Below are 21,181 nucleotides of genomic sequence, written 5' to 3'. Positions count from 1 at the left end.
CAATCCAGAATCTTTCTGCCGTGACAGACTGGATTGCTTCGTCGCAAGTGCTCCTCGCAATGACGGCTTTGTTGAAGGCGGACGCGACTAATCCAATCCCGCCCGCTTCGCCGGCTTCTGTGTCTTCGGCACCGTCACGTCGGGCAGCGCCTCGCGCACGATCTCCGCGGCTGGCGCATCCGCCGCCACGGTCTCGGCGCGCACCGGGGCCACCTTCATCTCGCCGAGCCGCGCGCGGACCTGCGCGGTGAGGCCGGGATAGGAGGCAACCGGAGTGAAGTCCGCAGCTTGGTCGTTGCCGACACGGATGCCGGTATAGGCAACGAGGCCGTCGGCGGTCGCAATCACGTCGCCGGCCTTCAGCGATGAATCCAGCGCGAGGTCGACCGGGGCGAGGCCAACCGGCTCGCGCCCGTTGCAGGTGCAGTCGGCGCGCAGCGCCTTGCGATAGGCGAACGCGTTCTCACTGTCGGCGTAGCGCTCGCCGGTCTGCGACGCGGCGCCCTCGATCGAGGAGCCGAAATAGACCTTCGTCGCGCTGGCAGGGCAGAACGCCTGACACATCTGCGCCGGCGAGACGAGCCCGCGCATCAGCGGAAAATATTTGCCGTCGCAGCTGCGCACGCAGAAGGCCGGACCGGAGCCGCCGGCCGCCGCCGAACGGGTCGGCGGCGCATATTGCGGGGTTGCGGCATTCTGCTGGCCGGTGAAGGGATCGGTGTAGGAGCTCGCCTGCTGCGGCACCTCGCGCTGCGGGCGCTGCTGCTGCAGGCCGCCGAAGAAGAAGTCGAACAGGCCTTCGGCCGAAACCGGAGCCGGGGCCGCGAGCAGCGGTGCTGCAAGGCTGGCGGCCACAAGCATCGCGCGACGCCGGCGGCGCGCATGGGACGAGATTGTACGCAACGCTCACTCCACGGACGCTACTGAACCTGGCCGAGACCAGCGAGGGCTTGGCACATGATTCACCTTAAAGCGGGATGGTAAATGAGCAGTTGAGCGGAGGCGGTTTCAAGTCGAGGCCGTGACCTCTTTGAGGCCGGGCACAGCTTCCGACAGATCGTTGCTTCCGGGCCACGCCCGAGCGTAACGGCCAGGGCTGTTTCGCGGCCTCAAGCCTTCAAGAATTCCGACGCCTTGTAGAGCGAGCGGAAAGGCAGGCCGGCCGCGCCGAAAGTGTCGGTGGCGCCTTCCTCGCGGTCGACCATGGTCAGCACCAGCACCACATTGGCGCCGGTCTCGCGCACGGATTCCACCGCCTTCATCGCCGAGCCGCCAGTGGTGGTGACGTCCTCGACGATCACGACGCGCTTGCCCGCCAAGGTCTCGCCCTTGGGCAAGCCCTCGATCGCGAGCTTGGCGCCGTGCTCCTTCGGTTTCTTGCGCACGAAGAACGCCGCGATCGGATGGCCCTTGATCCAGGAGATCTGCGCCAGCGCGCCGGCGAGCGGCACCGCGCCCATCTCGAGCCCGCCGATGAAATCGAGCTTGTCGTCTTTCAGCGCCTCGTAAGTGAGCTCGGCAAGTAGCGTCGCGCCCTCGGGGTCGAGCATGGTCGGCTTGAGGTTGAAGTAGAAATCGCTCTTGCGGCCCGACGCGAGGGTCACCTCGCCGCGGCCAAAGGAGCGCCGGCGGATGATTTCGAACAGGCGGGCGCGGGAGGCTGATTTCGACACGACGGTCCCTCGAACAGCGTTTTTGAAGGAGGCGGAATTTATCCGCGACCGCCGCGACATTCCAGAGGGGGCGTCTCCCGTCAACAGGGATCGGCCATCTCGGCCCGCCGGTTGTGGGGGTGCAACCTTCTGGAGTAGGTGAGGGCCGAACCTGTCAGGGGGAAGGGAAGCAAGGCATGACCATCGAACTGCACACCTGGAACACACCGAACGGCCGCAAGATCTCGGTCGCGCTGGAGGAGATGGGGCTGCCCTACAAGGTGATCCCGGTGAACATCACCAAGGGCGAGCAGATGGCCCCGGAGTTCCTCAAGCTTTCTCCCAATAACAAGATCCCCGCGATCGTCGATCCCGAGGGTCCCGACGGCAAGCCCGTCAGCATCTTCGAATCCGGCGCGATCCTGCTCTATCTCGGCGAAAAGACCGGAAAATTCCTGCCGAAATCGCTTGCCGCGCGCATCCCCGTCTACGAATGGCTGATGTGGCAGATGGGCGGCTTCGGCCCGATGCCCGGCCAGGTGCATCATTTCATCGCGCTCGAGAACGAACAGGACCGCGCCTATGGCCTGAAGCGCTTCATGGCGGAGACGCGCCGGCTCTATGGCGTGCTCGACCGCCGGCTGGAGGGCCGCGACTTCGTCGCCGGCGAACTCTCGGTTGCCGATTTCGCCATCCTGGGCTGGGCCTGGCGCCACCCGCGCCACAAGGTCGATCTCGCCGACTTCCCCAACGTCAAGCGCTGGTACGATGCGCTGATGGCGCGGCCCGCGGTAAAGCGGGGGATGGAGGCGAAGCTGGATTGAGGTTGCTCTTTTCCTCTCCCACGAGGGGAGATGGAATAGGAGATGCCTCGCCCAATAGGCCAACCGTCCTGCCGCATTATCCTGCCGATTATTTTGTTGCCTAAGCAACTAATTTGTGCGAACCGTTTCCCGGACAAGGACGACGGCGGAGGAACCGCCGCGTCCGATCTCGGAGGAAACAATGCGCGGCCGGACTGGTGCCGTCGGCAAGTGCCGACGCATGCCTGGACACGAGGGGAGTGGACAGCCGGCGCGCGGCCTGTCAGGGCTCGGTGCCGCCGGTCACCGCGCCGAGATTTTCGTGCAGCCGGCGGAGCAGGTCGATCAGCACCTCGCGCTCGTCCTTGCTAAGGCAGGACAACAGGCGCCGCTCGCGTTCGAGCGCGGCGACGATGACCTTGTCGTGGGTGGCGCGGCCCTTCGCCGTGAGCGAGATCGAGTGGGTGCGGCCATCGTTCGGGTCGGTGCGGATCGACACCAGCCCGCGCTTTTCGAGCCCCGCGAGCGTCCGGCTCACCGGCCCCTTGTCGAAGCCGATGACGTGGCAGATGCGCGAGGCCGGGATGCCGGGCTCGATCGCCAGCAGCGACATGATCCGCCATTCCGTGACGTTGACGCCGAACTGGCGCTGATAGAACGCGGTCGCGCTGTTCGAGAGCTTGTTGGCGATGAAGGTGACGAACGCCGGGACGTAACGATCGAGATCGAGCGTCGGTCCCGCATCATTGGGTGCAGGCTTTTGGCGGACTCTGGTCGAAGACGGCGGCATGTCGGGCTTCTGGCTCGCGGCGGGCCCGCTGACCTAAGGGCATGCGCCACCCTTTCACAAGATCAAAATGAGGGAGGTCTTCCATGACTGCATCCGGCTCCTCCGTATCAGCTGGCGTCGCCGCCGTCCCGCATCTCGACGTCGATCCCTTCGCGATGGATTTTTTCGCCGATCCCTATCCCACGCATGAATTGCTGCGGGAGGCAGGCCCGGTCGTCTATCTCGACAAATGGAACGTGTACGGCGTGGCGCGCTATGCAGAGGTCCATGCCGTGCTGAACGATCCCGCGACCTTCTGCTCCAGCCGTGGCGTCGGCCTCAGTGATTTCAAGAAGGAGACGCCGTGGCGGCCGCCGAGCCTGATCCTGGAGGCCGATCCGCCCGCGCACACCCGCACCCGCGCCGTGCTGTCGAAAGTGCTGTCGCCGACCGTGATGAAGCAGGTGCGCGACCGCTTTGTCGCGGCGGCCGAGGCGCGGGTCGATGCGCTGCTGGAGAAGCGCAGCTTCGATGCGATCGCGGATCTTGCCGAGGCCTATCCGCTCTCGATCTTTCCGGATGCGCTCGGGCTGAAGCCGGAGGGACGCGAGCATCTGATTCCCTATGCGAGCGTGGTGTTCAACGCCTTCGGCCCGCCCAACCAGTTGCGCCAGGAGGCGATCGAACGCTCGGCGCCGCACCAGGCCTATGTCGCCGAGCAGTGCCAGCGCGAGAATCTGGCGCCCGGCGGATTCGGCGCCTGCATCCACGCCCGCGTCGACGACGGCGAGATCACCGCGACCGAAGCGCCACTCTTGGTGCGCTCGCTGCTGTCGGCCGGCCTCGACACTACCGTTAACGGCATCGGCGCCGCGGTCTATTGCCTCGCGCGCTTCCCGGATCAATGGCAGCGCCTGCGAAAGGATCTCTCGCTCGCGCGCGGCGCTTTCGAGGAGGCCGTGCGCTTCGAAAGCCCGGTGCAGACCTTCTTCCGCACCACGACGCGGGAGGTCGAGCTCTCCGGCGCGAAGATCGGCGAGGGTGAGAAAGTGCTGATGTTCCTCGCCGCCGCCAACCGCGATCCGCGGCGTTGGGACAAGCCCGACAGCTACGACATCACCCGCCGCACCTCCGGCCATGTCGGCTTCGGCTCCGGCATCCATATGTGCGTCGGCCAGCTCGTCGCCCGCCTCGAAGGCGAGGTGATGCTGATGGCGCTGGCCCGACGCATCGCGAAGATCGAGATCACGGGCGATCCAAAACGCCGCTTCAACAACACGCTGCGCGGGCTCGATAGCCTGCCTGTCACCATCACCCCGGCCTGACGAGGAGTTTTATGCCCGCCATCACCTTCATCCATCCGGACGGCAAGTTCGACCGCGTCGAGACCGGCGATGGCGAGAGCGCCATGCAGGCCGCGACCCGCCACGGCCTCGTCGGCATTCTGGCCGAATGCGGCGGCAACGCCATGTGTGCGACCTGTCACGTCTATGTCGACGAGAGCTGGCTGACGCGCCTGCCTGATATGGCGGGCGACGAGGATGCGCTGCTCGACGGCACCGCGAGCGAGAGGCTGCCGAACAGCCGGCTGTCCTGTCAGATCCACGTCACGCCCGCGCTCGACGGGCTCGTCGTGAAGCTGCCGGAGCGGCAGGTCTGAAGCTTGAATTGCGCCGGCAACGATCGGCGCGGCAACACATCCAACAGGGGAGGGAAACAATGAAGCATCTGAAGTGGGCGCTCGCACTGGCTGCGAGCCTGGTGACCGGCGCGGCAAGCGCCGAGATATCCGACAATGTCGTGCGCGTCGGCGTGCTCAACGACATCTCCGGCATCTTCCAGGACACCAACGGCATGGGCTCGGTCGAGGCCGCGCGCATGGCGGCGGAAGACTTCAACGGCGGCGGCAAAGGCATCAAGGTCGAGATCGTCTATGCCGATCATCAGAACAAGGCCGATGTCGGCAGCGCCATCGCGCGCAAATGGCTCGATGTCGAAGGCGTCGACGCCATTGTCGACGTGCCGAACTCGGCCGTGGGGCTCTCCATCAACACGCTCTTGCGCGACAGCCGCATGACGTTCCTGGCGTCCTCGACCGCAAGCTCCGATCTCACCGGCAAGGCCTGCTCGCCCAACACTATCCAGTGGGTCAACGACACCTGGGCGACCGGTAACACCACGGCAGCGGCGATGGTGTCGCGCGGCGGCAAGGAGTGGTATTTCCTCACGGTCGATTTCGCGCTGGGCAAGGGCATCGAGTCGGAAGCGCAGAAATACATCGGTGCGCATGGCGGCAAGGTGATCGGCTCATCCAAGCATCCGCTCGGCACCTCCGATTTTGCGTCCTTCCTGTTGCAAGCGCAAAGCTCGAAAGCGCAGGTGATCGGCCTTGCCAATGCCGGCGGCGACACCATCAACGCAGTGAAGCAGGCCGCCGAGTTCGGCATCCAGCAGAGCGGCCAGAAGCTGGTCGCCTTCCTGCTCTTCATCAACGACGTTCACGGCATGGGCATCAAGGTCGCGCAAGGGCTCCAGCTCATGGAAGCTTTTTACTGGGACATGAACGATGACACCCGCGCGTTTGCAAAACGCTTCGCCGCGCGTCCGGGCATGAACGGCAAGATGCCGAGCGGCAACCAGGCCGGCGTCTACGCCTCCACGCTCGCTTATCTCAACGCCGTCGCCGCCACCGGCAGCGACAATGCCAAGAACGTCGTGCCCGAGATGAAGAAGTTTAGGGGCAAGGACAAGCTGTTCGGCGACACCATCATCCGCCAGGACGGCCGCGTGGTGCATCCGATGTACCTGTTCGAGGTGAAGAAGCCGGAGGAGTCGAAATATCCCTACGACTATTACAAGCTGGTCTCGACCATCCCAGCGGACCAGGCGTTCCGCCCGCTGGCCGAGGGCGGCTGCGAGCTGGTGAGGTGATTGTAGCCGCGAGCGCGGTGTCCTTCGCCTCTCCCCGCTGCGGGGAGAGGCCGACGCGCGTAGCGCGGCGGGTGAGGGGAGTCTCCGCGAGACAGGTGTCTCTGGGAACGACGATCTTTCAGCACGTCATTGCGAGCGCAGCGAAGCAATCCAGAGTCTTCCCGCGGAGGGATGCTGGATTGCTTCGCTGCGCTCGCAATGACGATGGGGGAACATCGAAGGATTCAACTCTCACCGTCCCCGCGGAGACTCCCCCTCACTCCGACCCTCTCCCGTAAGCGGGGAGAGGGAGAAGATCACCCAACCACCTTGCTGCTCCCCTGCGTGATCAGCCGCGCCGCCCGCTGGTCGCGGGAGTAGATCCAGAGCCAGCTGAGCGCGACGCTGAGGCGGTGGCGGAGGCCGATCAGGAAGTAGATGTGGGCGATGCCCCAGATCCACCACGCGATGGTGCCGCGCAGCTTGATGCGGCCGAAGTCGATCACCGCGAGCCGCTTGCCGATCTGCGCGAGGCTGCCGGCGTGCTTGTAGCGGAAGGCGCCCTTCGTCTCGCCACGCAGCCGCGCTCTGATGGTCTCGGCGACATGGCGACCTTGCTGCTTGGCCGCGGGCGCGATGCCGGGCACCGGCTTGCCCTCCCAGGCATTGATGTTGACGGTGTCGCCGATCGCAAAGATCTCGGGATGGCCCGGAATCGTCAGGTCGGACTCGACCTGCACGCGCCCGGCGCGATCGCTTGGTGCGCCCAGCCATTCGGCAGCGGGCGAAGCGCGCACGCCGGCGGCCCAGATCCTGGTCTTGGCGTTGAGCCGCGTGCCGCCGAACACCACGCCGTCGCGGTCGATCTCGGTCACGGGTTGCCCCAGCACCACCTCGACGCCGATTTTCTCCAGCGAGGCTTGCGCGTAAGCCGAGAGGTCGTCGGCAAAGCCCGCGAGCACGCGCGGGCCGGCTTCGATCAGCACGACGCGCGCCTTCGTCGTGTCGATGTTGCGGAAATCGCCGGGCAGAGTGTGGTGCGCCATCTCGGCGATGGTGCCGGCGAGCTCGACGCCGGTCGGGCCGGCGCCGACGATGACGAAGGTCAGCCGCGCCGCGCGCCTCTCCGGATCCGTCTCGCGCTCGGCGCGCTCGAATGCCACCAGGATGTGCCGGCGCAGCGTGGTCGCGTCCTCCAGCGTCTTCAGGCCGGGCGCGAACTGCTCCCATTCGTCATGGCCGAAATAGGCGTGCCGGGCGCCGGTGGCGAGCACGAGGGTGTCGTAAGGCACCTCGCTGCCGTCGTCGATCAGCACGCAGCGCCTGTCGGTGTCGACGCCGCTCACCGTCGCAAACAGCGTCGTCACCTCGCGCCGGCCCCGCATGAGATGGCGGACCGGCCAGGCGATCTCGCTGGTCGCGAGCGAAGCAGTCGCGACCTGGTAGAGCAGCGGCTGGAACAGATGATGGTTGCGACGGTCGATCAGCGTGATCTCGACCGGCGCGCCCGCGAGCCGGTAGGTCGTCTCCAGCCCGCCAAAGCCGGCTCCGACTATGACGACGCGGTGCGGTGTCGTGGTCATGATGTGCCCCTCGAATCTCGCTGCTCTACCTTCTCATTTAAGTGCGGATTGGGCGCCGCGGTCCAATAGCCGTCATCAATCGCCGCATAGGCCTGGTGTATCGATCCGCCGCGAAAAAGTGCCGCAGCCTTGACCATGCCTTGGCCGAAGTGAGTAGAATTATATTTCTTGCCATCCCCAATTCTGGCGAAATATGGTGCAGGGACGGACGCTGAGCCATTGGCGGCTCGACAGATTTTGCGTTCAATAAAGACTGGCCCGGTGCGGCGATCACCCCGTTTCCGGGATCGATAATCAAGGAGGGGAGTGGTTATGAGGACGGCATTCTGGCTGGCGGGCGCAGCGGCGCTGGTGCTGGCAAATCCGGCATTCGCCGGCGACACCATCAAGATCGGCTTCGTCTCGACCTTCAGCGGCCCGACCGCCGTAATCGGCAATGACATGCGCAATTCCTTCGAGCTCGCGCTCGACCATCTCGGCCGCAAGATGGGCGGCAAGCCGGTCGAGGTGATCTACGAGGACGACGGGCAGAAGCCGGATGTCGGCAAGCAGAAGACCGAGAAGCTGGTGCAATCCGACAAGGTCGATTTCATCGTCGGCTACATCTGGTCGAACGTGCTGCTGGCCTCGCTCAAGACCGCGGTCGATTCGCAGACCTTCCTGATCTCGGCCAATGCTGGTCCCTCGCAGCTCGCGGGCGAGCTGTGCTCGCCTTACGTGTTCTCGACCTCCTGGCAGAACGACCAGACCCCGCAGGCGGTCGGCACCTATATGAACCAGAAGGGCGTCAAGTCGGTGTTCCTGATCGGCCCGAACTACGCCGCCGGCAAGGACATGCTGGCCGGCGTCAAGAGCACCTTCAAGGGTCAGGTCGTGGGTGAGGAATACACGGTGTGGCCGAGCCAGCTCGACTTCTCCGCCGAGCTCACCAAGGCCAAGAACTCCAAGGCCGAATCGATCTTCGTGTTCTATCCGGGCGCGGCCGGCGTCCAGTTCCTCAATCAATATGCCCAGGCCGGCATCAAAGCGCAGATTCCGCTCTACACCGCCTTCACGATCGACGAATTGTCGCTGCCGCTGCAGAAGGACAACGCGCTCGGCGTGCCCGGCGCTCAGCAATGGGTCAACGATCTGCCCAACGACGAGAACAAGAAATTCGTCGCCGACTACCGCAAGAAGTATACCGGCCTGCGCCCGACCTTCTACGGCGCGCAGTCCTATGATGCCGCGAACCTGATCAACAGCGCGGTCGTCGCCGTGAAGGGCGACACCTCGAAGAAGGACGCGATGAAGGCCGAAATGGAGAAGGTCAACTTCAAATCGGTGCGCGGCCCGTTCAAATACGGCAACAACCACATCCCAATCCAGAACTTCTACCTGCAGGACGTGGTCAAGGACGCCGACGGCCAGCTCGCACTGAAGACCGTCGCCACCATCGTCGAGCACGATCAGGATCGTTTCCACGACAAGTGCAAGATGAAGTGAGGTCTCGCTTCTCCCTCTCCCCGCTTGCGGGGAGAGGGTAGGGTGAGGGGGAGCCCCCGCGGGGACGGAGACAGTCGAATTCCTCGATGCTTCCCACACCGTCATTGCGAGCCAACGGGTCCGCGCGAAGCGCGGCCCGATGACAGGCTCCGCGAAGCAATCCAGAGGATTGCTTCGCTGCGCTCGCAATGACGCGTTGGAAGAGCGTTGCCCCCGATTGTCAGGTGACTCGCTGAGAGTGCCCCTCACCCGCCGCGCTACGCGCGTCGGCTTCTCCCCGAAGGCGGGGAGAGGCGAAGACACCTACGCTCTTGGCACGCTCGATGGGCGCACTTCGCGGGCCTGCGCTGCGAGCCTGATGCCGGCATTGGCCGCGCCAAAGCCCTGATAGTTTCGCCGTTCGACGATCTCGAAGAAGAAGCGCTCGTCGAAGATGTGGGTGTAGACCTGGAAGAATTCGCCGTTACCCTCGCGGTCGTAGAGGATGTGGTTGGCGCGCAGTTGCGCCATCAGCTCGGGCGCGAGGTCGTATTTGGCTTCGATGTCGTCGTAGTAATTGTCAGGGATGTCCAGGAAATCCGCGCCCCGCTTGCGCATCTCCGCGACCGTCGCAAAGATGTCCCGGCACGAGAACGCGACGTGCTGCACGCCGGAGCCGAAGAACTCCGAGATGAAGCGCGACGGCAGTGTGCGGTTGGCGGACGAACCGTTGAGCACGAAGCGCAGGCTCTGGTCTGCGTTGATGATGGCCTGGCTCTGCACCAGCCCCCTGGGATCGGCGATCTCCATCTGCGGCAGCCGCGTCAGGTCGAGAATGCCGGTGTAGAACAACAGCCAGGACAGCATCTCGTCATAGGGCATCGATTGCGCGATGTGATCGACCGCCAGCAGTGCATCCGCGCTCGTCTCGCTCGCGACCGGTTCGAAATCGGTATCCCAGTTCTTGCCGGCCTGATCCAGGAAATAGAGCAGGCTGCCGCCGACGCCGTGGATCGCCGGGATCTCCAGCTCGCCCGGCCCGACAGGCTGATAGAAGGTGCGCGCCTTGAGCGCTTCGGCGCGCTGCATGGCAAGGCCCGCATTGTCAACGTCGAGCGCGATCGCACAGACGCCGGGACCGTGGGTGACGTAATGCGAATGCGCGAAGCCGTCGGTCTCGCAATTGATCACGAGCTCGACCTTGCCCTGCGACCAGCGCTCCACCGCCTTGCTGCGGTGCTTGCCGGTCTTGCGGAAACCGAGCTGTGCGAACAGGCGGGCAAGTTCGCCCGCCTTGGTCTCGTTGACGGCGAATTCGACGAAGCCGGTACCGTAGCTCCCGGCCTTCGGCGCCAGCGGCTCGTGGACGAGCTTTGGCCAATCTGGTGCGAGCTGGTCCTCGAGCAGGATCAGCGAGCGCAGGCCATCGATCGCGGTCTGCGCCGCCGAACCGGCGCGGAACTGATCGTTGAAGATCTCCAGCGACAGCGGCCCGGCATAGCCGGTCGCCGCGACCGCCGCCATGAACTCGCCGACCGGCAGGTCACCCTGGCCGGGGAAGGAGCGGAAGTGCCGGCTCCAGGAGAGGATGTCGAGCTCGAGCTTTGGCGCGTCCGCAAGCTGCACCAGAAAAATCCTGTCGCCGGGGATCGAGGCCATCGCGCGCGTCGGAAATCCCGGAGCCAGCGCATGAAAACTGTCGAGGATGATGCCGATCGCGGCATGATCTGCGCGGCGCACGATCTCCCACGCATCGCGGTAGTCGTTGACATGGCGTCCCCAGGCCAGCGCCTCGTAGCCGACGCGCAAGCCACGCTTCGCCGCACGCTCGCCGAGCTCGCGAAAATCGTCCGCGGCGCGGTCGATGCCGCCGAGCGAGGCGGGCGAAACGTTGGAGCAGATCAGCAGGAGATCGGTGCCGAGCTCCTGCATCAAATCGAACTTGCGCTCCGCGCGGGCAAAGTTGCGCGAACGCTGCGGCTCCGGCATGCCTTCGAAATCGCGGAACGGCTGGAACGCGCAGATCTCGAGATTGAGGTCCTTACAGAGGCGCGCGACCTCGCGCGGGCTGGCGCCGAACGACAGTAGATCGTTCTCGAAGATCTCGACCGCGTCGAACCCGGCGGCTGCGATGGCGCGGAGCTTCTCGTCCAGTGCGCCGGAGAGGGAAACCGTTGCAATCGAGCGCTTGTTCATGCTGCCTGCTCCATGATCCGGCCCGGCGATACCGTGTGTCCCGTGCGCGCGGCTTCGCTTACGGCTTCCACGACCGCGAGCGTGCCCATTGCATCTTCGACCGAGATCAGCGGCTGCTCGCGGCCCGCGATCACGGCCTGGAAATGTCTGAGCTGCTCGGCGAGCGGATCGTAAGCGGAGAGTGCGACGGGCTCGCGAACCAGGGGCGCGTGCCAGCCGGGATTGTCTGAATACGACCACAGCTCCATGGTCGGCACCGACAGCGAGCCGTTGGTGCCGGCGAAGACGTAACAGGGCTGGTCCTGTCTGGGATAGACCGCGTTCTCGCCCGCCGTCAGCTCCCAGCTCCAGGGTGCCGGCGTTGCATCGGAGATCGTCACCGTTCCGAGCGCACCATTGGCAAAGCGCAGCAGCAGCGCGGCGGTGTCTTCGACCGCAAAGCCACGCACCTTGTTTGACGTCAGCGCCTGCACCTCGGCGATCTCGCCGCAGACGAAGCGGAGATTGTCGATGTCGTGGATCAGATTGATCAGCAGCGGCCCGCCGCCCTGTTCGCGCCGCCAGGCGACCTCGAAGTAATCGTCGGGTTTCTTCAGCAGCCACAGCCCGGCCACTGCGGTGAGCTGGCCGAGCTTGCCGGTCGCGACAGCCTCGCGGGCCGACTTGATGATCGGATTGTGGCGGCGGTGGTGACCGACCAGCATCGGCACGCCGCTGCGCTTGACCGCCTCACAGAGGCGACGTGCCGCTGCGACGCTGTCGGTCACCGGCTTTTCGATCAGCGCCGGCACGCCCGCCGCGGCGCAGTCGAGCGCCATGGGCAGATGCAGCGTGTTCGGCGAGGCGATGATCAGCCCGTCCGGCTTCTCCTGCTCCAGCAATGCGCGATGATCGGCATACCAGGGTGTGTTGTGCGCCCGCGCAAAATCGCCAGCGGCCGGCGAAGGATCGGCAATGCCGGCCAGCACGCAATCCGGCGATGCCTCGATCAGCTCGATATGGCGGCGGCCGATCAGGCCCGCGCCGGCAACGGCGATGCGTATCTTGGCGCTCATGCCGCGCTCTCTTCCATGGCACCGCCCAGGAAGAGCTGGCCGATGCGGGGATCGTTCAAAATGCGCTTGGCGTCATCGACCATGCGGGTCTGGCCGAGTTCGAGCACGATGCCGATGTCGGAAATCTCCAGCGCCGAGCGTGCGTTCTGCTCGATCATCAGGATCGTGACGCCGCGGTCGCGCAAGCTTTTGAGGATATCGAAGGTCTGCTGCACCATCAGCGGCGACAGGCCGATCGAAGGCTCGTCGATCAGCACCAGCTTTGGTTCGAGCAGCAGCGAGCGGGCGATCTCGAGCTGTTTCTGCTCGCCGCCGGAGAGCGTGGAGGCCTGCTGCGTCGATTTCCGCCGCAGCGCCGGGAACAGGTCGAGTGCCGCCTCGATCCGCCTCGGCAGGTCGAGGCCCTTCCCGGCAGCGACGCCGCCGAGCTCGATATTGTGGCGCACGGACAGCTCGGGAAAGATGTTGCGGCCCTGCGGCACGTAGCAGATGCCGGCATTGAGCAGCGCGCGCTGGCTCAAGTTCGTGACGTCGCGGCCAGCAAAGCTGATCTTGCCCTCGCGCAACTTGAGCAGGCCGAAGATCGCCTTGAACACGGTCGACTTGCCGGCGCCGTTCGGGCCGATGATCGTCGTGATCGTGGCTTGAGGTACGGCGAAGGTCGTGCCGTTCAAAATCGTCATCTTGCCGTAGCCGCCGACGAGATTGTGAACCGAGAGGATCGGGTCGCTCATGGCTCGCTCCTTCAATGACCCAAATAGGCTTCGATCACGGCAGGATTTTTCCGCACCTCGTCCGGCCGTCCCATCGCCAGCACCTTGCCTTCCGCCATCACCATGACGCGGGAGCACAGCGACATCACGAATTCCATGTTGTGCTCGATCACGACGAAGGTGGCGTTCTTCTCGCGGTTGATCGCGACCAGGCGGTCCTTGAGGTCCGCCAGCATCGAGGGGTTGACGCCGCCGGCGGGCTCGTCGAGCAGCACGAGGCGCGGGCCGCCCATGAAGGCCATGGCGGCATCGAGCAGCTTCTGCTGGCCATAGGAGAGGCCGCCGGCCGGCTCGTCCGCGAGATGGTCGAGCTTGAAGAAGCCGATCATCTGGTTGGCGGCCTCAGTCAGCCCGGCATCGGAGCGGCCGACCAGTCGCGAGGCCATGTTGCCCTGGTGCTCCTGGCCCGCGAGGATCAGGTTCTCGCGCACCGAGAGCTTTGGAAAAACCTGCAGGAGCTGGAAGGTGCGGCTGACGCCTAATTTGTTGAGCTCGGCGGGCCGCAGGCCGGTGACGAGCTTGCCGTCGAGCTTGACCTCGCCGCCTGATGGCGTGAGCTGGCCGAGGATGCAATTGAACAGGGTTGACTTGCCGCAACCATTCGGGCCGATCAGGCCGAGGATCTCGCCCTCGCGCACATCGAAAGAGACGCCGTCGACGGCGCTGATGCCGCCAAAGTTCTTCTTGATATTCGTAACCTCGAGGACCGCGTTCATTGCACCGTCTCCAGGCGGGATTTTGCGACGGCACGCAGCGCGGACGCTGCCTTGGTCCGCCGTGCCGCCATGGCGCGGTCGAGAATTCCCAGGATGCCGGTTGGCGACCAGATCAGCAGCAGCATGACGGCGACTGCGTAGAGCATGAGATAATAGCCCTCCGTGAAGCGCAGCCATTCCGGCAGCAGCACGGCGATCATCGCGCCGAGGAAGGGGCCGAAATAGAAGCCGGCACCGCCGACGATCACCATCATCAGCAGATCGAGTGAGAGCGACAGGTTGAACGGCACCGGATCGATATATTGCGTCAGCGGCGCATAGAGTGCGCCGGCGACGCCGCCAAGCGCCGAGCCGATCGCAAACGCCATCAGCGTGTAGCGGCGGGTGTCGACGCCGAGCGACTGCGCGCGCAGCGGGTTTTCGCGCAGCGCCATGAAGGCGCGGCCCCAGGGCGAGCGGATCAGCCACCACACCGCAAGCGACACGATCGCGAGCGAGCCGAGGCAGACATAGTAGAACGGCAGCGGCTTGTTGGTCGCTAGCCCAAAGATGTGCGGGCGCGGGATGTTGGAGATGCCGTAAATGCCGCCGGTGAGCCAGCTCTCGTTGCGGAACACCAGGAAGGCGAGGGTGGAGAAGGCGAGCGTGACGAAGGCGAGGTAGTGATGCTGCACGCGCAACGCCGGATAGCCGAGCACCCAGCCGACCGCGAAGCTTAAGGCAATCGCGACCAGAATCGCCGCCGGCAGCGGCCAGCCATGGGTGGTCATGATCGCCGCCGCATAGGCGCCGATGCCGACGAACGCGCCCTGCGCCAGCGAGACCTGGCCGGCATAGCCGAGCGTGAGGTTGAGCCCCATCGCGGCGATGCTCATCACCGCCCATTGGCTCAGGATGAACAGGCCGTAGCGGTTGAAGTTCATGGGAACGATAATCAGCGCAGCGATGACGGCAAGGCCGAGCGCGATCTTCAGGGGTTTGGCGAAGCCGCTCATACGGTGCGCTCCTCGGCGCGGCCGAGCAAGCCCTGCGGCCGGAACAGGATGACGGCGATCAGGAAGATCATCGGCACCGCGGCGCGGTACTGCGTCGAGACATAGGCGGCCGCGAGATTGTCGAGCACGCCGATCAAGAGACCGCCGGCGATCGCGCCGCGCACCTGGTTGAAGCCGCCGACGATCGCGGCGATGAAGGCGGCCTGGCCCAGCACTTCGCCAGAGGAGAATTTGGCGAGATAGATCGGCGGATCAGCAGCGAAGCCAGCGCCACCAGGAAGGCGTTGATCAGGAAGGTCAGCAGGATCATGCGCTCGACCGGCACGCCGATGATGCGCGCCACCGTCGGGTTTTGCGCTGCCGCCTGCATCTGGTGGCCGAGCGAGGTGCGGTTGAGAAGTGCCGTCAGTCCGAAGACAGCGAGAATAGCGACGACGAGCACGCCGATGCTTTGCAGCGACACCGCATGGCCGAGAATGGAGATGTCGCCAGTCGGCACGATCGACGGGAAGGGCGAGGCCTCGGCGCTGAAGAACTGCTTGACGGATTCCTTGATGCCAATCGCCAGCGCCATGGTCGCGATCGCCAGCGGCAGCACGCCGTGGCGCATCATTGGATCCACCAGCAGCAGCTTGAAGGCGAGGCCGAGCAGGATCATCGACAAGAGAATGCCGAGGATGATCGCGAGCCAGAACGGCGCGCCGACATGCATTACCGCCAGCATCAGGAACGCCGGCAGCATCACGAACTCGCCTTGCGCGAAATTAATGGTCTGCGAGGTCTGCCACAGCAGCGTGAAGCCGACCGCAACAAGCGCGTAGATGGCGCCGGTGGCAAGTCCCGCGACCAGAAGATCGAATAGGCTCGACATGTTCCCCTCTCTCCTCTCCCTCTCCCCGCTTGCGGGGAGAGGGTCGGGGTGAGGGGGAGTCTCTGCGAATTCGGTGACAGTCGAACTCGCGGAGGTTCCCCCTCGCCCGGAATTTGCTCTGCAAATTCCGGCCTCTCCCCGCAGGCGGGGAGAGGCGAAGATCACTTCACTTTCGGCAGCACCTGCTTCACCACCTGCTTGCCTTCGACCACCTCGACCAGGAAGCTCTGGCGGTCGATGTCGCCGGTGTCGCTGAAGGTGACGTCCATCAGGATGCCCGGCTCGTCCGCGGCCTTGATGGTCAGACCGTGCAGCGTGTCGGCAAACTTCTTCGGGTCGACTTTGCCCATCTTCTCGGTGGTGGCCTTCACCATGTAGACGGCGAGATAGCCCTTCAGGCCGTTGTGGTCGGGGACGTAATTGTACTTCTTGGAAAACTTCTCGCGGAACGCCTTGATGAGGTCGACCGGCGCGTCGGTGGTGAGGCCGACATGGCCGCGCGCGCCATTGGCGGCATCGCCGGCGAGTTCGATCACCTTCTGGCCGATCAGCGTGGTCTCGCCCATCAGCGGCGCGGTGACACCCTGGCGCTTCAGTTCTTTCAGGATGCGCGCGCTCTCTTCTTCGTTCAGGTAGACGAACACGGCATCGGGATTGGCAGCCTTGATCTTGCCGACGTCGGCGGCGAAATCGGCCTGGCCCGCTTCGGTCGAGAGGTCGGCGACCACCTTGGAGCCGAGCCGGTCGAGTTCTTTCACGATGACGTCGCGGCCGCCGCGGCCGAAATCGTTGTTGACCCAGACCACCGCGACCGACTTCGCCTTCATCTCGTCGTGGATGTATTTGGCGACCTTCGGCATCGAGGATTGCTGGCCGAACGAGGTGCGGAACAGGAACTTGTTGCCTGCTTGCGTCAGCTCGGCGGCCTCGCCGCCCATGATCTGCGCGATGCCGGCTTCGGCGGCGAGCGGCGCGGTCACCTTGACCGAGCCGGAATAGCCGGGCCCGAGCAGCACATAGGGCTCGGCGTCGAGCGCCTTCTGCACCTGGGCGCGGGCGACACCCGGGTTGGACTGCGAGTCGGCGTGGGTGACCTCGAGCTTGCGGCCGAGCACGCCGCCCTTGGCGTTGATCTCCTCGATCGCGAGGTCGATGCCGTTCTTCCAATTGGTGCCGACGGTGGCGCCGCCGCCCGAGAGCTCGGCGACGTCGGCGAGCTTGATCGCCTGGGCAAAGGCACTCGTTGCCGTCATGGCGGTGAGCAGCGCGCCCACCAGTAGCGTTGATTTCATCGTCCTCTCCTCCCGTTTCAAATCTTGCAAGCGGCCTTGTGCCCGGCCGCTTCGTCTCAAGCTGCCTGATAGGCGGCGCTGCGCGCGGCCATCACGGTATCAAAAGCCTCTCCCATGATCTCGGTCGATGGGGCAAGGCCCGTGAACAGTTCGAAGGCGTCGGCGGCCTGGAAGATCGCGAGCTCGCGTCCGGTCATGATCCGAGCGCCTTTCTCTCGCGCTGCGGCAAGCAGCGGCGTGATCAGCGGCGAATAGACGGCATCGGCGACCCACAGGTCTGCCCTGAGCAGCGCCGCCGGCACTGGCGTGTCGCGGTTCGGCAGCATGCCGACCGGCGTGCCGTTGACGAGGCCGGTTGCGCCATCGAGCGCATCCTCGACGCTTCCGGCCATCCTCGCGCCGCCCTGCCTGGCAAGCAGCGAGGCGAGTTTCTCGGCGCGCGCAGGTTCGCTGTCAAAAATGCGGATGTCGGTCACGTCCAGGCTCGCCAGCGCAAACGCGATCGCCTTGCCGACGCCGCCGGCGCCGATCACGGCGACGGCATTGACGGACGGGGCCAGCAGCGGGGCCACCGCGCGCGCAAAGCCGGTGGTGTCGGTGTTGTGGCCGGTCAACCGGCCGTCCCTGACGACGACGGTGTTGACCGCACCCATGGCGGCAGCGCCCGGCGCCAGCGCGTCGAGCAGCGGGACCACGGCTTCCTTGTAAGGGTAAGTGACATTGACGCCGGCAAAGCCGAGCCGCCGCACTCCTTCGAGCATCATGCGGAGCCCGGTCGCATCGGCGCCGGCCACTTCAATGAGCTGGTAGTGGCCGCGCAGGCCGAGCGCCTCGGCGGCGCGCTCATGCATGGCGGGGGACGCGGAATGCGCGATCGGCGCGCCGATCAGGCCGGTGAGAAGCTTCTTGCTGGCGGCGTATCCGCGCTTCGACATGGTTCGCTATCGTCTCGTTGGGAGCGTCCGGTCCCGGCCATTAGCGGGGAAATCCGCGCAATTCCAGCTCTGACGATAGTCTTTCCCCGGCCTAACACAATTACCCTTTTATCCGGCAAACCTAACATAATGTTATTTCTTCCGCGCGCGTGCCGGGCCGGCCTTGCTGTTGCCGCGGGACGGCTCGACCGCGCGCATCTCAGCGCGCAGGGCGTCGATGAAGTACTCGGCATGGAGCGACAACGGCGCGCCGCGCTTCACTGCGATGTAGGTGTCGAACCGCGTCGGCTCGGTGATCTTCAACAGCTCGATTCCGGGATAACCGCCATGGGCCACCGTGAACTGGTCGATGATGGCGATGCCGAGCCCGGCCTTCACCAGCGCGCAGACCGTGGTGCCGAAGCGCGCGCGGATGGTGATGTTGTAGTCGAGCCGGTTGCGCGCGAAGATCTCGGCCATGATCCGCCCGTAGGGATCGTTGGGATCGATGCCGATCAGCGGATAGCGGGTGATCTCGGCGGCGGAGACCTGCTTGCGGCCGGCGAGCTCGTGACCCGGCGGCACGATGCAATAGAGCTCGCCCGAGGCGAGCGGCATGAAGTCGAGCCCGGAATGCTCCAACCGGTAGCTCATCGCCACGCACTCGCCGCGGCCGAGCATCAGATAGTCGATGGCTTCCTCGAGCTTGAGGATGTTGATGTCGATGCCGAGATCGGGATAGCGGCGGCGGACGCGCTCGATCGCGCGCGGCACCATCACCTGCGAGATGCTCGGCACCGAGCCGATGCGTAGCTCCGACAATCCACCGCGGCCGATCTTGGAGATGATCTCGGAGAGGTCGTCGACCTTCTTGTAGACGCCGTTGATCTGCTCGAAGATGTTCTCGGCTTCCGGCGTCGGGAAGTAGCGCCCGTTCTGGCGCTGGAAGAAACGGATGCCGAGCGAGCGCTCGGTGTATTTGACGAGGCGGCTGATCCCCGGCGCCGAGACGTTGAGCAGCTTCGCCGCGCCGCCGATGGTGCCCGTCACCATCACGGCACGGATCACTTCAACCTGGCGCAGCGTCATCATGTCCTGGGCATCCGAAGCATGATCGTGGTGGCGGGGGCCTTCTCTCTCCCCTTGTGGGAGATGGTGGCTCGCCGCGAAGCGGCGAGACGGGTGAGGGGTTCTCTCCGCCTTGCGAGCTCTCGCATTTGAACGCGCGGAGACAACCCCTCATCCGGCGCTTCGCGCCACCTTCTCCCACAAGGGGAGAAGGGAAGGCAATGGTCAGATTGTTTCGACGAAAATCGGCACGTTCAAGGGCGTCGCTCGCGCTGGACGCGTCGTTTGCTGCAACTGCGTCGGCTAGCTTGCCGGGCCCTCGGGCAAGAGGCTGTCCGCCAGCTCCGCGCGCTCGCTTTGCAGCACCTCGCGCGCGAACTCGATGATCCTCTGCTTGTTTGCCGTTTGGCGGACGGCGAAAAACACGCGGTTCAATTCCAGGCCGAGCACGCTGTTGAGGGCGATGTCCTCGTCTTGCATCGTGGTTTTCCCGCTACGGACACGTTCAGGTGTATCTTGACCTCACTTCTTCCACAAGTAGATTAAATCTTCAGTGCGGACGGAACACCGGCAAACTACGGGAGCAGCGAATTGAGGCAGCCCCCAAATACGTGCTATACGGCAGGGCGAGAGTCAGGAAATGCACTGATGTCCGCCGTAGACTATGGCCGGGAGGCGCTCGACTTCATCGAAGGCCTGGGAGCCTATACCAAGGTTCCGGACGCCATGGACGCGCTTGCAACCGCGTTCGGCCGATACGGTTTCGAACATATCATCGTAACGGGCTTGCCGAATCCCGATCAACGCTTTTCCCAGATGGTGCTGGCCAAGAAGTGGCCGGCGGAGTGGTTCGACCTCTACATCCAAAAGAGCTACGACCGTGTCGACCCCGTGATCCGCAAATGCCGGCAGACGGTGAACCCTTTCGAGTGGTCTGAGGCGCCGTATGATCCGGAGCTGGAGCCGGGTGCGGTGGAGGTGATGCGGCGCGCCGCCGATTTCCGCATGTCGCGCGGCTTCGTCGTGCCGATCCACGGCTTGACCGGCTACGAGGCCGGCGTCTCGCTCGGTGGCGTCCACCTCGATCTCAACGCGCGCAGCAAGCCGGCGCTGCACCTGATCGGGATGTACGGCTTCGATCACATTCGCCGTCTGCTCGATCCGGCGCCGCATCCTTCGATGCGCCTGACCCCGCGCGAGCGCGAGGTGCTTGCCTGGGCGTCGCAAGGCAAGTCCGCCTGGGAGATCGGCGAGATCCTGCACATCACGCAACGCACGGCGGAGGAGCATCTTGCAACTGCCGCGCGCAAGCTCGGTGCGGTCAACCGGACGCATGCGGTCGCGATCGCGATCCGCCACAGAATCATCAATCCCTGAAATCCTCGCCTACTGGGAAATTTCCCAATAGTCGACTTTGCCTTTTTCGCTGAGGCTCCCCCTCATTTCGAGCCATGGGGGAGTTCATGATTCATGTGATTTCTGCCGTCAATCGGCATCTCTACGAAGACGTTCTCGAACAGTATTTTCGGGTTCGTCACGAGATTTTTGTCGAGGAGCGGAAATGGGAGGCGCTACGCAAGCCCGACGGCCGCGAGATCGATAGCTACGACAATGAGGACGCGGTCTACCTGCTGGCTCTCGAAAACCGCCGGGTGCTCGGCGGCTCCCGCCTGTATCCCACCACCAGACCGACGATGATGAGCGAAGTCTTCCCGCATCTCGCGGCGGTGCGTGGTTGCCCGTCGGACCCGCTGGTCTGGGAGTGGTCGCGCTTCTTCGTGTCGCGCGAGCGCCGCGACGGCGCGTTCAATCTACAATTGATGGCGGCTGCGCAGGAGTTCTGTCTCGATCAGGGCATCGAGCGTCTGTGTCTCGTCATGGAGACGTGGTGGTTGCCGCGCTTCAACGACATCGGATTCATCGTGACGCCGCTGGGATTGCCGGCGCTGGTGGAAAATTCCTGGACCATGGCGGCAACGATCGAGGTCCGTCAGGAGTCGCTCGATGTCGTGCGTGACCGTATCGGAATGACGAGCGTCGTCCAGCAGGACGGTCCGCGGATCGACTGCATTGCCCGTGCCAACCTCCGCGGCCTTGCCGCGCAACGAAAGAGCGCCTGA

General features: G+C 64.7%; 20 protein-coding genes and 1 pseudogene. 7 read left to right on the top strand and 14 right to left on the bottom strand.

Features of this window, described 5'->3' with window-relative positions; translation table 11 throughout:
• Positions 1 to 87 precede the first annotated feature (87 nt).
• The gene (locus tag ACNJX8_RS39605; RefSeq protein ID WP_128936927.1) at positions 88 to 861 is read right to left on the bottom strand and encodes a DUF2865 domain-containing protein; all 774 of its coding nucleotides are present in this window, start codon (positions 859 to 861) and stop codon (positions 88 to 90) included.
• A 248-nt stretch (positions 862 to 1,109) separates the two neighbouring features.
• The gene (gene pyrE, locus ACNJX8_RS39600; RefSeq protein ID WP_091885388.1) at positions 1,110 to 1,673 is read right to left on the bottom strand and encodes an orotate phosphoribosyltransferase; all 564 of its coding nucleotides are present in this window, start codon (positions 1,671 to 1,673) and stop codon (positions 1,110 to 1,112) included.
• 176 nt (positions 1,674 to 1,849) lie between these two features.
• Between pyrE and ACNJX8_RS39595 the strand changes: the two genes are divergently transcribed.
• Positions 1,850 to 2,476, top strand: coding sequence for a glutathione S-transferase family protein (locus ACNJX8_RS39595; RefSeq protein WP_128936926.1), 627 nt, complete (start codon positions 1,850 to 1,852; stop codon positions 2,474 to 2,476).
• Between the two features lie 262 nt (positions 2,477 to 2,738).
• On the opposite strand, the gene ACNJX8_RS39590 is transcribed toward ACNJX8_RS39595, so the two are convergent.
• A complete protein-coding gene (locus tag ACNJX8_RS39590; RefSeq protein ID WP_128936925.1) occupies positions 2,739 to 3,245 on the bottom strand; it encodes a MarR family winged helix-turn-helix transcriptional regulator in 507 nt (168 codons plus the stop codon).
• A gap of 83 nt (positions 3,246 to 3,328) precedes the next feature.
• Here ACNJX8_RS39590 and ACNJX8_RS39585 point away from each other — a divergent pair, with 83 nt between their 5' ends.
• The 3 genes from ACNJX8_RS39585 to ACNJX8_RS39575 are packed head-to-tail and all read left to right on the top strand — an operon-like array spanning position 3,329 to position 6,155.
• Complete coding sequence (locus ACNJX8_RS39585; RefSeq protein ID WP_439359004.1) at positions 3,329 to 4,549, top strand: cytochrome P450; 1,221 nt, start codon at positions 3,329 to 3,331, stop codon at positions 4,547 to 4,549.
• 11 nt (positions 4,550 to 4,560) lie between these two features.
• Positions 4,561 to 4,884: a 2Fe-2S iron-sulfur cluster-binding protein gene (locus tag ACNJX8_RS39580; protein WP_128955858.1), complete on the top strand. Its 324-nt coding sequence runs from the start codon at positions 4,561 to 4,563 to the stop codon at positions 4,882 to 4,884.
• A gap of 59 nt (positions 4,885 to 4,943) precedes the next feature.
• Positions 4,944 to 6,155: an ABC transporter substrate-binding protein gene (locus ACNJX8_RS39575; protein ID WP_439359003.1), complete on the top strand. Its 1,212-nt coding sequence runs from the start codon at positions 4,944 to 4,946 to the stop codon at positions 6,153 to 6,155.
• A gap of 296 nt (positions 6,156 to 6,451) precedes the next feature.
• Here ACNJX8_RS39575 and ACNJX8_RS39570 read toward each other — a convergent pair whose 3' ends face one another.
• A complete protein-coding gene (locus ACNJX8_RS39570; protein ID WP_128936921.1) occupies positions 6,452 to 7,717 on the bottom strand; it encodes an NAD(P)/FAD-dependent oxidoreductase in 1,266 nt (421 codons plus the stop codon).
• A gap of 312 nt (positions 7,718 to 8,029) precedes the next feature.
• Here ACNJX8_RS39570 and ACNJX8_RS39565 point away from each other — a divergent pair, with 312 nt between their 5' ends.
• A complete protein-coding gene (locus tag ACNJX8_RS39565; RefSeq protein WP_128936920.1) occupies positions 8,030 to 9,202 on the top strand; it encodes an ABC transporter substrate-binding protein in 1,173 nt (390 codons plus the stop codon).
• 303 nt (positions 9,203 to 9,505) lie between these two features.
• On the opposite strand, the gene ACNJX8_RS39560 is transcribed toward ACNJX8_RS39565, so the two are convergent.
• From ACNJX8_RS39560 to ACNJX8_RS39515, 10 genes and pseudogenes are all read right to left on the bottom strand, one after another.
• Positions 9,506 to 11,377: a bifunctional sugar phosphate isomerase/epimerase/4-hydroxyphenylpyruvate dioxygenase family protein gene (locus ACNJX8_RS39560; protein WP_439359002.1), complete on the bottom strand. Its 1,872-nt coding sequence runs from the start codon at positions 11,375 to 11,377 to the stop codon at positions 9,506 to 9,508.
• Positions 11,374 to 12,432, bottom strand: coding sequence for a Gfo/Idh/MocA family protein (locus ACNJX8_RS39555; RefSeq protein WP_439359001.1), 1,059 nt, complete (start codon positions 12,430 to 12,432; stop codon positions 11,374 to 11,376). The genes ACNJX8_RS39560 and ACNJX8_RS39555 overlap by 4 nt, the downstream gene beginning before the upstream one ends.
• A complete protein-coding gene (locus tag ACNJX8_RS39550; RefSeq protein WP_439359000.1) occupies positions 12,429 to 13,166 on the bottom strand; it encodes an ABC transporter ATP-binding protein in 738 nt (245 codons plus the stop codon). The genes ACNJX8_RS39555 and ACNJX8_RS39550 overlap by 4 nt, the downstream gene beginning before the upstream one ends.
• An 11-nt stretch (positions 13,167 to 13,177) precedes the next feature.
• Positions 13,178 to 13,921: an ABC transporter ATP-binding protein gene (locus ACNJX8_RS39545; RefSeq protein ID WP_128955854.1), complete on the bottom strand. Its 744-nt coding sequence runs from the start codon at positions 13,919 to 13,921 to the stop codon at positions 13,178 to 13,180.
• Positions 13,918 to 14,916, bottom strand: coding sequence for a branched-chain amino acid ABC transporter permease (locus tag ACNJX8_RS39540; RefSeq protein ID WP_128940229.1), 999 nt, complete (start codon positions 14,914 to 14,916; stop codon positions 13,918 to 13,920). Before ACNJX8_RS39540 ends, ACNJX8_RS39545 begins: the two co-directional genes overlap by 4 nt.
• Positions 14,913 to 15,787, bottom strand: a pseudogene (locus tag ACNJX8_RS39535) (branched-chain amino acid ABC transporter permease). Before ACNJX8_RS39535 ends, ACNJX8_RS39540 begins: the two are co-directional and overlap by 4 nt.
• Positions 15,788 to 15,948: 161 nt before the next feature.
• On the bottom strand, positions 15,949 to 17,079 hold the full coding sequence (locus ACNJX8_RS39530) for an ABC transporter substrate-binding protein (protein ID WP_128936913.1): 1,131 nt from the start codon (positions 17,077 to 17,079) through the stop codon (positions 15,949 to 15,951).
• Between the two features lie 56 nt (positions 17,080 to 17,135).
• Positions 17,136 to 18,014: a shikimate dehydrogenase gene (locus tag ACNJX8_RS39525; RefSeq protein ID WP_439358998.1), complete on the bottom strand. Its 879-nt coding sequence runs from the start codon at positions 18,012 to 18,014 to the stop codon at positions 17,136 to 17,138.
• Positions 18,015 to 18,146: 132 nt separating this feature from the next.
• On the bottom strand, positions 18,147 to 19,085 hold the full coding sequence (locus ACNJX8_RS39520; protein ID WP_091884859.1) for a LysR family transcriptional regulator: 939 nt from the start codon (positions 19,083 to 19,085) through the stop codon (positions 18,147 to 18,149).
• Between the two features lie 279 nt (positions 19,086 to 19,364).
• The gene (locus ACNJX8_RS39515; RefSeq protein WP_439358997.1) at positions 19,365 to 19,541 is read right to left on the bottom strand and encodes a hypothetical protein; all 177 of its coding nucleotides are present in this window, start codon (positions 19,539 to 19,541) and stop codon (positions 19,365 to 19,367) included.
• A 168-nt stretch (positions 19,542 to 19,709) separates the two neighbouring features.
• On the opposite strand from ACNJX8_RS39515, the gene ACNJX8_RS39510 reads away from it, so the two are divergent.
• On the top strand, positions 19,710 to 20,438 hold the full coding sequence (locus ACNJX8_RS39510) for a helix-turn-helix transcriptional regulator (RefSeq protein ID WP_128940226.1): 729 nt from the start codon (positions 19,710 to 19,712) through the stop codon (positions 20,436 to 20,438).
• Positions 20,439 to 20,524: 86 nt separating this feature from the next.
• The gene (locus ACNJX8_RS39505) at positions 20,525 to 21,181 is read left to right on the top strand and encodes an acyl-homoserine-lactone synthase (protein ID WP_164934754.1); all 657 of its coding nucleotides are present in this window, start codon (positions 20,525 to 20,527) and stop codon (positions 21,179 to 21,181) included.

Source organism: Bradyrhizobium sp. SPXBL-04 (assembly GCF_051853035.1).
Classification (GTDB): Bacteria; Pseudomonadota; Alphaproteobacteria; order Rhizobiales; family Xanthobacteraceae; genus Bradyrhizobium; species Bradyrhizobium zhanjiangense.
Note: the sequence above shows the minus strand (reverse complement) of the source record. Positions and strands in the feature narration are given on the sequence as shown.

Excerpts from the sequence above, each read along its gene's own strand:
- ACNJX8_RS39605 (WP_128936927.1), bottom strand. The coding sequence starts at position 861 with ATGCTTGTGGCCGCCAGCCTTGCAGCACCGCTGCTCGCGGCCCCGGCT.
- ACNJX8_RS39595 (WP_128936926.1), top strand. The coding sequence starts at position 1,850 with ATGACCATCGAACTGCACACCTGGAACACACCGAACGGCCGCAAGATC.
- ACNJX8_RS39590 (WP_128936925.1), bottom strand. The coding sequence starts at position 3,245 with ATGCCGCCGTCTTCGACCAGAGTCCGCCAAAAGCCTGCACCCAATGAT.
- ACNJX8_RS39585 (WP_439359004.1), top strand. The coding sequence starts at position 3,329 with ATGACTGCATCCGGCTCCTCCGTATCAGCTGGCGTCGCCGCCGTCCCG.
- ACNJX8_RS39580 (WP_128955858.1), top strand. The coding sequence starts at position 4,561 with ATGCCCGCCATCACCTTCATCCATCCGGACGGCAAGTTCGACCGCGTC.
- ACNJX8_RS39575 (WP_439359003.1), top strand. The coding sequence starts at position 4,944 with ATGAAGCATCTGAAGTGGGCGCTCGCACTGGCTGCGAGCCTGGTGACC.
- ACNJX8_RS39570 (WP_128936921.1), bottom strand. The coding sequence starts at position 7,717 with ATGACCACGACACCGCACCGCGTCGTCATAGTCGGAGCCGGCTTTGGC.
- ACNJX8_RS39565 (WP_128936920.1), top strand. The coding sequence starts at position 8,030 with ATGAGGACGGCATTCTGGCTGGCGGGCGCAGCGGCGCTGGTGCTGGCA.
- ACNJX8_RS39560 (WP_439359002.1), bottom strand. The coding sequence starts at position 11,377 with ATGAACAAGCGCTCGATTGCAACGGTTTCCCTCTCCGGCGCACTGGAC.
- ACNJX8_RS39555 (WP_439359001.1), bottom strand. The coding sequence starts at position 12,432 with ATGAGCGCCAAGATACGCATCGCCGTTGCCGGCGCGGGCCTGATCGGC.
- ACNJX8_RS39550 (WP_439359000.1), bottom strand. The coding sequence starts at position 13,166 with ATGAGCGACCCGATCCTCTCGGTTCACAATCTCGTCGGCGGCTACGGC.
- ACNJX8_RS39545 (WP_128955854.1), bottom strand. The coding sequence starts at position 13,921 with ATGAACGCGGTCCTCGAGGTTACGAATATCAAGAAGAACTTTGGCGGC.
- ACNJX8_RS39540 (WP_128940229.1), bottom strand. The coding sequence starts at position 14,916 with ATGAGCGGCTTCGCCAAACCCCTGAAGATCGCGCTCGGCCTTGCCGTC.
- ACNJX8_RS39530 (WP_128936913.1), bottom strand. The coding sequence starts at position 17,079 with ATGAAATCAACGCTACTGGTGGGCGCGCTGCTCACCGCCATGACGGCA.
- ACNJX8_RS39525 (WP_439358998.1), bottom strand. The coding sequence starts at position 18,014 with ATGTCGAAGCGCGGATACGCCGCCAGCAAGAAGCTTCTCACCGGCCTG.
- ACNJX8_RS39520 (WP_091884859.1), bottom strand. The coding sequence starts at position 19,085 with ATGATGACGCTGCGCCAGGTTGAAGTGATCCGTGCCGTGATGGTGACG.
- ACNJX8_RS39515 (WP_439358997.1), bottom strand. The coding sequence starts at position 19,541 with ATGCAAGACGAGGACATCGCCCTCAACAGCGTGCTCGGCCTGGAATTG.
- ACNJX8_RS39510 (WP_128940226.1), top strand. The coding sequence starts at position 19,710 with ATGTCCGCCGTAGACTATGGCCGGGAGGCGCTCGACTTCATCGAAGGC.
- ACNJX8_RS39505 (WP_164934754.1), top strand. The coding sequence starts at position 20,525 with ATGATTCATGTGATTTCTGCCGTCAATCGGCATCTCTACGAAGACGTT.